Source organism: Roseateles sp. P5_E11 (assembly GCF_054049355.1).
The window spans coordinates 15,764-28,221 of sequence record NZ_JBFUMO010000015.1 but is presented as its reverse complement, the minus strand read 5'-3'; the positions used below and the strand labels follow the sequence as shown (position 1 = coordinate 28,221).

General features: G+C 69.3%; 11 protein-coding genes. 7 read left to right on the top strand and 4 right to left on the bottom strand.

What is annotated here, in order from left to right; translation table 11 throughout:
- Nucleotides 1–306: 306 nt before the first annotated feature.
- Together ACXJKR_RS02600 and ACXJKR_RS02595 are read left to right on the top strand one after the other, a co-directional pair.
- The gene (locus ACXJKR_RS02600; RefSeq protein WP_457320484.1) at nt 307–2,400 is read left to right on the top strand and encodes an ATP-binding cassette domain-containing protein; all 2,094 of its coding nucleotides are present in this window, start codon (nt 307–309) and stop codon (nt 2,398–2,400) included.
- Entirely contained in the window at nt 2,397–3,185 is a 789-nt protein-coding gene (locus tag ACXJKR_RS02595; RefSeq protein ID WP_457320482.1) for an ABC transporter permease, read from the top strand. Before ACXJKR_RS02600 ends, ACXJKR_RS02595 begins: the two co-directional genes overlap by 4 nt.
- A 52-nt stretch (nt 3,186–3,237) precedes the next feature.
- Here the strand turns inward: ACXJKR_RS02595 and ACXJKR_RS02590 are convergent, their stop codons facing one another.
- Both ACXJKR_RS02590 and ACXJKR_RS02585 read right to left on the bottom strand, forming a co-directional pair.
- Nucleotides 3,238–4,047 carry a hypothetical protein gene (locus ACXJKR_RS02590; protein WP_457320480.1) on the bottom strand — a complete coding sequence of 270 codons (810 nt, stop codon included), beginning with the start codon at nt 4,045–4,047 and terminating at the stop codon, nt 3,238–3,240.
- Nucleotides 4,048–4,156: 109 nt separating this feature from the next.
- Nucleotides 4,157–5,449, bottom strand: coding sequence for a S8 family serine peptidase (locus ACXJKR_RS02585; RefSeq protein ID WP_457320478.1), 1,293 nt, complete (start codon nt 5,447–5,449; stop codon nt 4,157–4,159).
- Between the two features lie 78 nt (nt 5,450–5,527).
- Here ACXJKR_RS02585 and ACXJKR_RS02580 point away from each other — a divergent pair, with 78 nt between their 5' ends.
- The 3 genes from ACXJKR_RS02580 to ACXJKR_RS02570 all read left to right on the top strand — a co-directional run bounded on the left by ACXJKR_RS02580 (nt 5,528) and on the right by ACXJKR_RS02570 (nt 8,555).
- Nucleotides 5,528–6,025: an RNA polymerase sigma factor gene (locus ACXJKR_RS02580; protein WP_457320476.1), complete on the top strand. Its 498-nt coding sequence runs from the start codon at nt 5,528–5,530 to the stop codon at nt 6,023–6,025.
- Nucleotides 6,022–6,621 (top strand): hypothetical protein, encoded by a 600-nt coding sequence (locus ACXJKR_RS02575; protein ID WP_457320474.1) that lies wholly within the window; start codon nt 6,022–6,024, stop codon nt 6,619–6,621. The genes ACXJKR_RS02580 and ACXJKR_RS02575 overlap by 4 nt, the downstream gene beginning before the upstream one ends.
- Before the next feature lie 74 nt (nt 6,622–6,695).
- On the top strand, nt 6,696–8,555 hold the full coding sequence (locus tag ACXJKR_RS02570; RefSeq protein ID WP_457320472.1) for a diguanylate cyclase domain-containing protein: 1,860 nt from the start codon (nt 6,696–6,698) through the stop codon (nt 8,553–8,555).
- Nucleotides 8,556–8,596: 41 nt separating this feature from the next.
- Here ACXJKR_RS02570 and ACXJKR_RS02565 read toward each other — a convergent pair whose 3' ends face one another.
- Nucleotides 8,597–9,037: a nuclear transport factor 2 family protein gene (locus ACXJKR_RS02565; protein WP_457320470.1), complete on the bottom strand. Its 441-nt coding sequence runs from the start codon at nt 9,035–9,037 to the stop codon at nt 8,597–8,599.
- Nucleotides 9,037–9,669: a TetR family transcriptional regulator C-terminal domain-containing protein gene (locus tag ACXJKR_RS02560; RefSeq protein WP_457320468.1), complete on the bottom strand. Its 633-nt coding sequence runs from the start codon at nt 9,667–9,669 to the stop codon at nt 9,037–9,039. Before ACXJKR_RS02560 ends, ACXJKR_RS02565 begins: the two co-directional genes overlap by 1 nt.
- A gap of 105 nt (nt 9,670–9,774) precedes the next feature.
- On the opposite strand from ACXJKR_RS02560, the gene ACXJKR_RS02555 reads away from it, so the two are divergent.
- Both ACXJKR_RS02555 and preA read left to right on the top strand, forming a co-directional pair.
- Nucleotides 9,775–11,148, top strand: coding sequence for an NAD(P)-dependent oxidoreductase (locus tag ACXJKR_RS02555; RefSeq protein WP_457320466.1), 1,374 nt, complete (start codon nt 9,775–9,777; stop codon nt 11,146–11,148).
- Nucleotides 11,141–12,448 carry an NAD-dependent dihydropyrimidine dehydrogenase subunit PreA gene (gene preA / locus ACXJKR_RS02550; protein WP_457320464.1) on the top strand — a complete coding sequence of 436 codons (1,308 nt, stop codon included), beginning with the start codon at nt 11,141–11,143 and terminating at the stop codon, nt 12,446–12,448. The genes ACXJKR_RS02555 and preA overlap by 8 nt, the downstream gene beginning before the upstream one ends.
- Nucleotides 12,449–12,458 lie beyond the last annotated feature (10 nt).

Sequence of the window (12,458 nt, the reverse complement as noted above, 5' to 3'; positions counted from 1 at the left end):
GGGCAGTACATGCTCGCCGCCACCCCCGTCTGGAACGGCACGTTCTGGCTGCTCCTCGCCGCTGAAGCGGCGCTCACCGTCCTCGCCCTGTCCCTGCCCCTGTTCACCGCCGCACGTCGGCGCGACTTCCTGTGAGGAGGCATGAACCAACCCCTCACGCCCGCTCATCCCACCGCAACGCCGCCACTCGGCGTTGCAAATGCTCGCCGTAGCACGGGCTACGGCTCCGCTTTGCGCCTTGATTGGCGACGCCGCGACGGCCTGCTCGGCCGCGCGGGGTCGATCCACACCTCCTAGGGAAACACCATGACTTCACAACCCAACGGCGAGAGGCTGCACGCCCTCGACGCAGTGCGGAGCTTTGCCCTTTTGCTGGGCGTGGCCTTCCACGCCAGCATGTCCTTCATCCCCGGCATCCCCAAGGGGCTATGGGCCATGAGCGACAACTCGCCCAGTGCCTTCCTGGGCGACGCGGCCTTCGTCGCGCACAGCTTCCGCATGACGCTGTTCTTCTTCATCGCCGGCTACTTCGCGCGGCTGCAGTACCAGAAGCTGGGCACCGCGGGCTTCTGGCTCAACCGCGGCAAGCGCATCGCCGTGCCGCTGGTCGTCGGCTGGCCACTGCTGTTCGTCGCCATCATCTTCGTGTGGGGACTGGGCATGCAGAAGGTGTTCAACGGCGCGCCGCCGGCCCCTCCGGAAATGCCCAAGACCTTTGGCGCGCTGCCGCTGTTCCACCTGTGGTTCCTCTACCAGCTGTTGTGGCTGTATGCCGGCGCCCTGCTGCTGCGCAGTGCCATCGCGGCGCTGGACCGGGGCCAGGTGCTGCGCGGCTGGCTGGACCGCATCACGACCGCTGCCTTGCGCTGGCCGGCCGGTGCGCTGCTTCTGGGCCTGCCGMTCGCGGGCTGCCTGCTGTCCCTGCAGATGTGGATGCCCGCGGTCGGCATCCCCACACCGGACCAGTCGTTGATCCCGCAACTGCCCGCCACGGTCGGCTTCGGCACGGCCTTCATGTTCGGCTGGCTGGTGCATCGCGCGCCAGATGCGCTGGCGGCGCTGCGCGCACGCTGGCCACTGCACCTGGCGCTGGCCATCGCGTCCTCGGCCGTCTGCCTCTGCATCCTGAGAACCCAGCCGCCATTCGGGATGCCCGATACGCCGAAGCTGATCTTCGCGCTGTCCTTCGTTGCTTCGGCCTGGTCGTGGACCTTCGCCATCACGGGCCTCGCACTGCGTTTCCTGTCAGGCCACAGCCCGGCCCTGCGCTACGTCGCCGATGCGTCCTACTGGATCTACCTCGTCCACCTGCCGTTGGTGTGCGCCGTGCAGGTCTGGGTGGGCGACTGGCCGCTGCACTGGGGCGTGAAGTACCCGCTCGTCCTGCTGGGCAGCCTCGCCGTGCTTCTGCTGAGCTACCAGGGGCTGGTGCGCTCGACGGTCATCGGCAAGGTGCTCAACGGCAAGGCTTATCCCCGTCGCGCCGTTGCCGTCTCCACCGAAGAAGCGACGACCGATGACGTCGTCGCCTCGCTGTGCGGCGTGTCCAAGCGCTACGGCAAGCTGGAGGCGCTCAGCAGCGTCGACCTGCAGCTCAGGCGCGGCGAGCTGCTCGCACTGCTCGGCCCCAACGGCGCCGGCAAGTCCACGGCCATCTCGCTGTGGCTGGGCCTGCACAACGCCGACGCCGGCATCGTGCGCCTGCTCGGCGGCTCGCCGCAGGAGATTGCGCGGCGCCAGGGGCTGGGCGTCATGATGCAGGACGTTGAGTTGCCCAAGGACCTCAAGGTGCATGAGCTGGTCGCGCTGTCGGCCAGCTACTACCAGCACCCGCTGAGCGTGAAGGACGCGCTGGAGCGCGCCGGCATCACGGCGCTGGCCAATCGGCCCTACGGCAAGCTCTCCGGCGGCCAGAAGCGCCAGGTGCAGTTCGCCATCGCCGTCTGCGGGCGCCCTCGGGTGCTGTTCCTGGACGAGCCCACCGTCGGTCTCGACATCCAGGCCCGCGAGCTGATGTGGGCCAACATCCGTGCACTGCTGCGCGAGGGCTGCTCCATCCTGCTGACGACGCACTATCTGGAAGAGGCGGAAGCACTGGCGACCCGCGTGGCCGTGCTCGGCAAGGGCCGCGTCATCGCCTCGGGCAGCGTGGCTGAGATGCGCGCGCTCGTATCTCGCCGCCACATCCGCTGCGAGACCTCGCTGGTGCCGGGCGACGTGCGCCGGTGGCCGGGCGTGGTGGACGTGAGTTGTGACCACGACCAGCTCGCCATCGTCGCCACGGATGCCGAAGCGGTGGTGCGCCGCCTGCTCGCGGCCGACCCGCAGCTCTCGCGCCTGGAAGTGAAGCAGGCCGGGCTCAATGACGCTTTCAACGAACTGACCCGGGAGGCCGCATGACCACCTTGACCCGCCCCACCCCGGCTTTCGCGCCGGCCCACCGCACCACATCGCCCTACACGGCCGAGATCCGCCTCGAACTCATCCGCCTGCTGCGCGCGCCGGCCTTTGCGCTGCCGATGTTCGTGCTGCCGGTGGCCCTGTACCTGCTGTTCGCCTTCGCGGTGGCCGGCGAGATGACGGCCAAGGACCCGGACGCCGCCCGCTTCATGTTCGCCGGCTTCTCGCTGATGGCCGTGACCATGGCCGCGGTGTTCGCCACCTGCCCGTCCATCGCCATGGAACGAGAGCTGGGCCTGCTGACCCTCAAGCGCGCCCAGCCCGCGCCGCCCGGCGCCTGGCTGACGGCCAAGATCGTCGCTGGCGTCGTGACCGGCGTGATCGCCTACCTGCCCATCCTCGTCGTCACCGCCGTCAGCGGCCAGGCCGGCTTGAGCGCCGGCCAACTCGCGGCCATGAGCGTCGTGCTCATCACCGGTGCCATCCCTTTTTGCGCCCTGGGTCTGATGGTCGGCGCGCTGGCCAGCGGTTCGGCCGCGCCGGCCTACGCCCACCTGCTCTACCTGCCGGGGCTCTACCTGTCGGGCGTGTTCTTCCCGCTGCCCAAGTCCATGTACTTCCAGGCGCCGTTCTGGCCGCAGTTCCACCTCAACCAGCTCGTCTTCGCCGCGGGCGGGGTGGAGAAGTTCCGCTGGATCGCACCGGAGATGGCCTTCGCCGTGCTGTTCGGGTTCACGGTGCTTTGCTCCGGGATTGCGCTGTACCGCCTGAAGCGGCGCGGCTGACAACGACAAGGGCGGCCCGCAGGCCGCCCTGGCTCTTCAGCCTCAAGGCCGATCAGCGCTTGGCCGAGCCATTGGCCGCGCCGTCCACGGCCACCGACTTGTCGGTGCGCGAGGCCTTGGCCGAGGCGCCGCCCGCAGCCTGGGTCTGGCGGCCGGTGGCCTGGCCGCTGGCATTGCCGCTGACTTCCTTCTTGCTGGCGCTGCCCGCCGCGGCACCCCCCAGCGTCAGCGGCGAGGTGGCGGCGGGCGCGGTGGAGGCCGTGGGCGTGGCCGGAGTTGCCGGCATGGCGGGGGTCGTGGCCGTCGGTGTGGCCGGGTTGGCGGGCGTCGTCGCGGCCGGCGTATCGCCACGGCTCAGCGCACCGTTCAGCATGCCGCTGCCTTGGCCCGCCAGATTGCCACTGACGCCGTTGGCCGTGCCATTCAACGCGCCGCTGATGCTGCCATCGGCGCTGCCCGAGGCGCTGCCGGCAGCATTGCCCAGCGAGTCCTTGGCGCCTTCGCCGGCGGACTTCAGCTCACCCACCTTGTCGGTCGCGGTGGACTTCACCTCGCCGACCTTGGCCGTCGCCGTGTCCTTGACGCCGCYGACGGTGCCCTTGGTCTTGTCCAGCGTGCCCTTGACGAGGGAACCGTCCGCCGAGCCGCTGGCATTGCCGTTCGCGCGGCCACCGACATCGAGCTGGCGGGGCGACAGCGCGCCATTCAAACCGCCGGTCAAGCCACCGGTGAGGCCGCCACCGCCACCGCCGAGCAGGCCGGCGTGGGCGTTGGAAGCGAGCAGGCCGGCCGCGACGGCCGAAATGGTCAACACGGTGCTCAGCGTGGTGCGAAGAACTTGGGTGCGACGGGTTGCAAACATGATGGATCTCCGGGTGGTTGTTGCGGAAGAGCCAGCCATTCCGGCCCTTTCACTGAGTACAACGACCGCAGCCGAGACTTCCTTCCCGATCGAGATGCAAGTGTCTGTTTCAGCGTGCCTGGCGTGCTTGCAGCTGCTCGGGTACCACGCGCAGGTCTTCGGCGACGAGGCCACGGCCATAGACCGGATCGCGCCCGGGCGCGCCCAGATCGATGGCGGCAGCGGCCAGGCGCTCCAGCACTGCCGCAGCGGCGGCCGGGTCGGGCTCGCGCAGTTCCGCAGCAAGCAGGCCCGCCACCAGCGGTGCCGCAAACGAGGTGCCGCGCGCGATGCCATAGCCGCCGCCACTGCGGGCCACGGCGACATCGGCGCCCGGCGCCGTCAGCAGCACCTGTGGCCCCTGCGCCGCCTCGGGCAGCACGCGGCGCGATGGGTTGACGCCGGTCACGCCGATGACGCCGGCATAGGAAGCCGGGAACAGCGGCGGCGCGGCCGGGCCGTCGTTGCCGACCGCCGCGACGAGCAGATGCCCGCGCTTGACCAGGGCCGCGACGCCCTGCTCCAGCAGCCGGTTCGGTGGGCCGACCAGGCTCAGGTTGATGACGGCGACGCGCTCGCGCGCCATCCAGGCCAGGGCGCGCACGACCTCCTCGGCCGAGCCGCCGTCGGGCTTGTCGCAGTACACGTCGGCAGCAAACAGCTCGGCCTTGGGTGAAGCGCCCGCAAAGCCGCGGTCGCGGCCGACGAGCAGGGAGGCGATGGCCGTGCCATGTTCGCTCGGTACGAGGCTGCCAGCGCAGCCGAAGCTGCCGCCGGCCGCATGGCGCAGGGCGGTGTGACGGCGGTCCACGCCACCATCGATGAGGCCCACCCGCACCGGGCCGCGCGGCTTGGCTGGGGCGACAGCGGCGCCGGGTGCGAGCTCGCCGCTGCGCGAATACAGATGGTTGAAGTCGGCCTGCAGATCGGGCTGGGCGGCGCGCAGCTTGTCCAGCGCCTCGGCTGTGCCCAGGCTCGCGGGCACACTCAGCACGACCTCGCGAAGTTCCAGCTCGGGCCAGGCCTCCTCGCGCAGCTTGACGAGGCCCAGGGCCGCCGCTGCGGCCAAGGCGGCATCGCTGGGCGAGAGCAGCACGAGTTCGCGGCGGCGTATCAGCTCGCCGCGCGGGTCGGCCTCGACGAGGTCCGAATGGCGCTGCAGCAGGTCGCGCACCGTCGTCGCGCGCAGGTCCACCAGCTGCGTGGTCGACGACAGCAGCTCGGGCAGGGGTTGCACGACGCGGTCCACGACACGGTCCACCATACCGGGCAGGCGCGACACGCCCGGCAGCTGCGGCAAGCGCAGTTGGGCCTGGGCCGGCACGGCCAGGGCGGCGAGGGTCAGAGCGAGAAGAGGTTTCATGGCGTCGCAACAGCTTTTGTGAGGATAACGAGCGAGGGAGGGAAGAAAATCCATGCCTCGTCCGTTGTCCCTGTATCGATGCCCGAGAACCTTTCCGAACTTCGCCAGGAAATTGCTGCCCTGCTGCCGCGGCTGCGCCGTTTCGGCCGCACGCTGGCCCACTCCCGCGAAGACGCCGACGACCTCGTGCAGGTCGCCATCGAGAAGGCGCTGAACCGCACCGACCAGTGGACGCCTGGAACGCGTCTGGACAGCTGGATGTTTCGCATCATGCAGAACGCGTGGATCGATGAACTGAGGGCCCGTGAACGGCGCGGCCAGACTTTCCTGCCCGAGGAGGAAGGCGAGCACGTCGGCGACGGCGCCATGACGGGCGCGCCGCTGGACGCCATCCTCGTGCGCAAGGCCGTAGCCAAGTTGAGCGACGAGCACCGCACGGTGGTCGGCCTGGTGCTGGTCGAGGGCTTGAGCTATCAGGAAGCCGCCGAGACGCTGGGCGTGCCGGTCGGCACCGTGACGAGCCGCGTCGCCCGCGCCCGCGAGGCGCTGCAGGAACTGCTGGGAGAGTGGCCATGAACATGAACGAGGATCAACTGAAAGCCGAGCGCCGCCGCCTGGCCGCCGCCTTTGACGGCGTGCTGAAGGAGCCTGTGCCGGAGCGGCTCAAGGCCCTGCTGGCCGAGCCGGCCGCGCAGGTCGTGGACCTCGGCACCGTGCGCGCCCAGCGGCGTGCCATGTCCAGCTGGGCCGCCTGGGGCGGCATGGCCGCAACGCTGCTGCTGGGCACGCTGATCGGCACCCGCCTGACGCCACCGGGCGCGACCGATGAAAACCGCCTTGTCGCCACCGGCGCCATCGCCCAGGCGCTGGACCGCCAGCTCGCCAGCGCACCAGGCGGCGCAGTGGCCGTGCAGGTCAGCTTCAAGGCCAGGGACGGCCGCTACTGCCGCAGCTTCACGACCACCGCCTCGGCCGGCCTGGCCTGCCGCGACGGCGACGGCGCCTGGGCCTTGCAGCAGGTCGCGGCCGTGGCGCCCACGCCCGGCACCGGCATGCGCCAGGCCGCCACCGCCCTGCCACCCGCCGTGCTGGGTGCGATGGACGGGCTCATCGCCGGCGAAGCCCTCAACGCCGAGCAGGAGCGCACCGCGCGCGACGCCGGCTGGCACTGAAAGCACCGCGGCTGGGCTAGCATGGGGCAGCCGGGGAGGGCAAACCACATACCAACCCCTGACTTTGCCTTCGCATGCCCTGGCGAATCTCTGCAAGCCTGCTGCGCTTCAAGCGCTACCTGATCCTCGGCAACCTCGTCATCCTGGCGATGGTTGTCCTGGTCGCGCTGCGGGTCGCCTATGCCAGCCAGCAGACCCATGAGGCGCAGGCGCGCCAAACGGCGGCCAATCTGGCGCACACGCTGGGGCAGAACGTCAGCGCGGGCTTCAGGCTGGTGGACAACAGCCTGCAGTCCTTGCTGAAGCGGCTGGATGAGCTGCCGGCCAAGGGGGCGGACCTTCGCGAGATCGCGCGCATTGCCGAGGAGCAGCGGGCCCTGGTGCCCACCATCGATGCGCTGCGCGTGACCGACGCCAACGRCCTGGTGCTCAACCCCGGCGACAGGCCGGCCGTGTCCATGGCCGACCGCGACTATTTCCGCGCGGCGCAGGCCGACCCGACGCGCACGGCCGTTTCCGAGCCCCAGCGCGGGCGCATCATCGGCGGCTGGGGCCTGGTCCTGGCACGCGCCCGCACCGCCGCCGATGGCCGCTTCTTGGGCGTGGTCTACGCCAGCATCAAGACGGAGCGCTTCCGCGACGACTTCAAGCGTGCCAACGTCGGCGCCCAGGGGGCCGTGACGCTGCGCTCCAGCTCGCTGCAGCTGATCGCGCGGTATTCACCGCTGGATGCCAACCCCGAGGCCGGCACCGGCACGACCCGGGTGTCCGAACAGCTGCGCGCGGCACTGGCCGCGAACCCGAAGCAGGGCAGCTTCGTCACACGCACGGCGCTGGATGGCGTGGAACGCGCCACCGCCTACGAGACCGTGCCCGACTACCCGATGCTGATGCTGGCGGGCCTGGCCACCGAGGACTTCTACGCCGGCTGGCGCCGGGAGGTCGGCGTGCTGGCCGCGCTGCTGTTGCTGCTGGAGGCGCTGCTGGTCGCGTTCTCGGTCTTCATCTACCGCGCCCAGGCCCGGCAGGTGCAGGAGCGCAGCCGCGTCGAGCTGCTGGCCGCCGAGCGCGGCGCACTGCTGGACAACGAGCTGGTGGCGATGGTCAGGCTGCGCGGCCGCAGCGAGGTCTGGCACAACGCCGCCCTGGACCGGCTGTTCGGCTACGAGCCTGGCGAGCTGAGCGGCCAGCCCTCACGGTTGCTCTATCTCGACGATGAGTCCTACGCCCAGATCGGCCGCGCCTCCCAGCGCCTGGAGGCACCGCACCGCTACCGCACTCAGCTGCGCATGCGGCGCAAGGATGGCAGCCCGGTCTGGATCGACCTGAGCGGCACGGCCCTGCCGGACGGCGAGTCGTTGTGGCTGATGCTGGACATCACGGCCATCAAGCACAGCGAGGAGCAGGCCCGCCACCTGGCTTTCCACGACATGCTGACCGGCCTGCCCAACCGGCACCTGCTGTTCGAGCGCCTGGCCTTCCTGCTGCGCGACGCCGAACGCAACGACCGCTGGCTGGCGGTCTGCTATCTGGACCTGGACGGCTTCAAGGCCATCAACGACGCCCAGGGCCATGACGCCGGCGACGCGCTGCTGCGCATCACCGCCGAGCGCCTGAGCGCCAGCGTGCGCGGCAACGACGTGGTGGCGCGTATCGGCGGCGATGAGTTCGTGCTGGTGCTCAACCAGCTCAACGGCCTCTACGACGAAAGGCATGCGCTGAACCGGCTGCTGACCGCCTTCGAGGCGCCCATCCCCCTGCCGGGCGGCGGCGAGGCCCGGGTGGGGATCAGCATCGGCGTGGCCATGTACCCGCGGCATGGGCGCGACGTCAACACCCTGATCACCTGCGCCGACCGGGCCATGCTGGCCGGCAAGCGCACCGGCAAGGGCCGCTGGGTCATGCATGAAGACGAGGACGGGCCGACAGCTTGAGCCGCGTGCTCAACTCAACTGCCGCGCCCCTTGGTCAGCAGTCAGGGTTCGGGGATGCGGCTGATCTGCACGCTGACGATCTTCCAGGCGCCGCCACGCTTCACGTAGATGTCGATGTAGCGGTAGTGGCTCTTGAAGGCCTGGCCCTGATAGCGGCCCGTCATGCGCGTGCGGCCGCTGAGCAGGGCCGTGTCGCCATAGACGCGCACCTCGAAGTCCTCGACGGTGTAGGGGTCGATGACAAGGTCGGGCGAGACCAGCCCTTCGACAAAGCTGGCCTTGGTTTCGACATTGCCGCGGCCGTCGATCTGGCGGAAATCCTCGGCCATGTTGGCCTCGATGGCGGCGCGGTCCCGGCGGACGATGGCCTGGTCCCAGGCGTCCGACTGGGCCTTGAGCTGCGCGACCAGCTCGGCCGGCGGGGCGGCCTGGGCCAGGCCGGCTGCCAGCATCAACCCCATCAAGAGACCGCGACGCTTCATCAGGCCACTTTCAGACTGCGCCAGATCAGCCCCGTGATCAGCTCGCGGGCACGGTCGAAGTCCTCTTCTTCCAATGCTGGCTTGCCCATGTAGAGAGCGAACTGCGGCCCCAGATCGGCATAGGCCTGGGTGGACGACCAGATCAGGAACATCAGGTGGGTGAAATCGACGCGCCGGATGCGGCCCTCGGCCGCCCAGCCCTCGAAACGCGCCACGTCGGCATGCAGCAGCGGCATGACCTGGGCCTTGAGCACGTCCTGGTAGCGCGGCGCGCCAGCCATGATCTCGCGCGTGAAAACGGCGTTGCCGCTGGGCCGTTCACGGCTGAATCGTAGTTTTGCCGACACATAGGTGTGGATGGCGGCTTCGGGTTCGTCGGCCTCGGTGATGGCGTTCATGTTGGCCATCCACTCGCCCATCACGCTGTCCAGCACGGCGCGGTAAAGCTCCTCCTTGCTGGGCCAGTGATAGAGCAGGTTCTGGCGCGACAGATCGAGCACGGCAGCGATGCTGTCGAGGCTGACACCTTCGAATCCGTATCGGGCGAACTGGCGTTCGGCTTCAGCGAGGATGGCCTCCTGCTTGCGCAGGGTGGCGGCGCGCGGGGTGCGCGCGGCAGCGGTCACGGTCATGCCCGCATTCTGACGGCGCGCACCAAGCTGAAGCTGCGGGTTTTTACGCTTAGGTCAATTTTTACGGAGTAGTAATGTTTGGGTGTTTTCCACCCGGAGATTCCCGTGGACCTTGCCGATCTGAAATCCGGGCGCCTGACGCCCGATGACTACGCGCAGAATTTTGCCGACGCGCATCCGCCGCTGAACCGGACGCAGGCGCTGATCGAGGCGGAGCGCTGCTATTACTGCTATGACGCGCCCTGCCAGACGGCCTGCCCGACCGGCATCGACATCCCCAGCTTCATCCAGCGCGTGGCGCAGGACAACGTGCGCGGCGCGGCCGAGGCCATCCTGACGGCCAACCCGCTGGGCGGCATGTGCGCCCGCGTCTGCCCGACCGAGGTGCTGTGCGAGCAGGCCTGCGTGCGCAACACCAATGAGAGCAAGCCGGTGGAGATCGGCATGCTGCAGCGCTATGCGGTGGAGGGTCACTTCGCCAACCCCGGCGCCAAGCCGCTGTTCGAACGCGGCATGCCGACGGGCCGGCGCATCGCCGTCGTTGGCGCCGGGCCGGCCGGCCTGGCTGCGGCCCACGGCCTGGCGTGGCGCGGTCATGACGTCGTGCTGTTCGACGCCAACCCCAAGCTCGGTGGCCTGAACGAATACGGCCTGGCGACCTACAAGGTGGCCGGCGGCTTCGCGCAGAAGGAGATCGACTGGCTGCTGAGCATTGGCGGCATCACGCCCAAGTTGAACTGTCGACTCGGCCGTGACATCACACTCGACGGCCTGCTGGCTGAATACGACGCGGTCTTCCTCGGGCTGGGCCTGGGTGGCGTCAATGCATTGGGCATTGCCGAACCGCAGGTCACGGGCCTGCGCGACGCCGTCGACTTCATCGCCGAGCTGCGCCAGAGYGCGCCCGAGATCGTCACAGTGGGCCGCAAGGTCGTCGTCATCGGCGGCGGCATGACAGCCGTGGACGCGGCCGTGCAGAGCCGGCTGCTGGGTGCCGAGCAGGTGACCATGGTCTACCGCCGCGGGCCCGACGGCCTGTCGGCTTCCACCCACGAACAGCACTGGGCACAGACGAACGGCGTGACCATCCGCTGCTGGGCTCGGCCGCTCGGCGTGGAAGGCCAGGGCGGCGTGCTGCGAGGCATGCGCTTTGCGGCGACGAAGCTCGAAGGCGGCAAGCTCGTCGACACCGGCGAACAGTTCTTCATCGAGGCCGACATGGTGCTGCGCGCCATCGGCCAGACGTATCAGCCGGAACCGGCTGGCAGCGCCATCGCCCTGGAAGCCGGCCGCATCAAGACCGACGCCGACGGCCAGACCAGCCTGGCCCGCGTCTGGGCCGGCGGCGACTGCCGCGCCGGCGGCCGGGACCTGACCGTAGAAGCCGTGGAGCACGGCAAACGCGCCGCCATCAGCATCGACCGCGCCCTGGGCCTGAGCGCCGTCCGCCATCACGATACGGAGGCCTCCCATGGCTGACCTGAGCACCAACTTCCTCGGCATCCAAAGCCCCAACCCCTTCTGGCTCGCGTCCGCACCGCCGACCGACAAGGAGATCAACGTGCGCCGCGCCTTCGAGGCCGGCTGGGGCGGCGTCGTCTGGAAGACGCTGGGCGAGGACCCGCCGGTCGTCAACGTCAACGGCCCGCGCTACGCCACGCTGTGGAGCCAGGACCGGCGCGTCATCGGCTTCAACAACATCGAGCTGATCTCCGACCGGCCGCTGCAGATCAACCTCGACGAGATCAAGCGCGTGAAGCGCGACTTCCCTGACCGGGCCATGATCGTCTCGCTGATGGTGCCGGTCAACGAGGCGAGCTGGAAGGCCATCCTGGAGCGCGTGGCCGACACCGGCGCCGACGGCGTGGAGCTGAACTTCGGCTGCCCCCACGGCATGAGCGAGCGTGGCATGGGCTCGGCCGTCGGCCAGGTGCCGGAGTACATCCAGCAGGTCACCGAGTGGTGCAAGAAGCACACGAAGATGCCCGTCATCGTGAAGCTGACGCCCAACATCACCGACGTGCGATTCCCGGCGCGCGCAGCCCATGCGGGCGGCGCCGATGCGGTCAGCCTCATCAACACCATCAATTCGGTCATGGGCGTGGACCTGGACCGCATGACCATGAGCCCGGTCACCGACGGCCTGGGCTCGCACGGCGGCTACTGCGGCCAGGCTGTGAAGCCGATCGCGCTGAACATGGTGGCCGAAATCGCCCGCGACGCGGCAACCGCCGGCCTGCCGATCAGCGGCATCGGCGGCATCACCACCTGGCGCGATGCGGCCGAGTTCATCGCCATGGGCTGCGGCACGGTGCAGGTCTGCACCGCCGCCATGGTCTACGGCTTCAAGATCGTGCAGGACATGTGCTCGGGCCTGAACACCTTCATGGACGAGAAGGGCTACAAGAGCATTGCCGACTTCCAGGGCCGCGCGGTGCCGACCGTGAAGAACTGGAACCAGCTCAACCTGAACTACGTCGAGAAAGCCGTCATCGACCAGGACAGCTGCATCAAGTGCGGGCGCTGCCATGTCGTCTGCGAGGACACCTCGCACCAGGCCATCTTTGCGATGAAGGACGGCCAGCGGCATTTCGAGGTCAATGATGCCGAATGCGTCGGTTGCAATCTCTGCGTGTCGATCTGCCCCGTCCCTGGCACCATCTCGATGCGCGCGCTGCAGCCGGGCGAGACCGATGCGCGCACGGGCCGCGTCATCGACGGCAGCTATGCGAACTGGACCACGCACCCGAACAACCCGATGAGTGCCGGATGCACTTGAAGGAATCGAG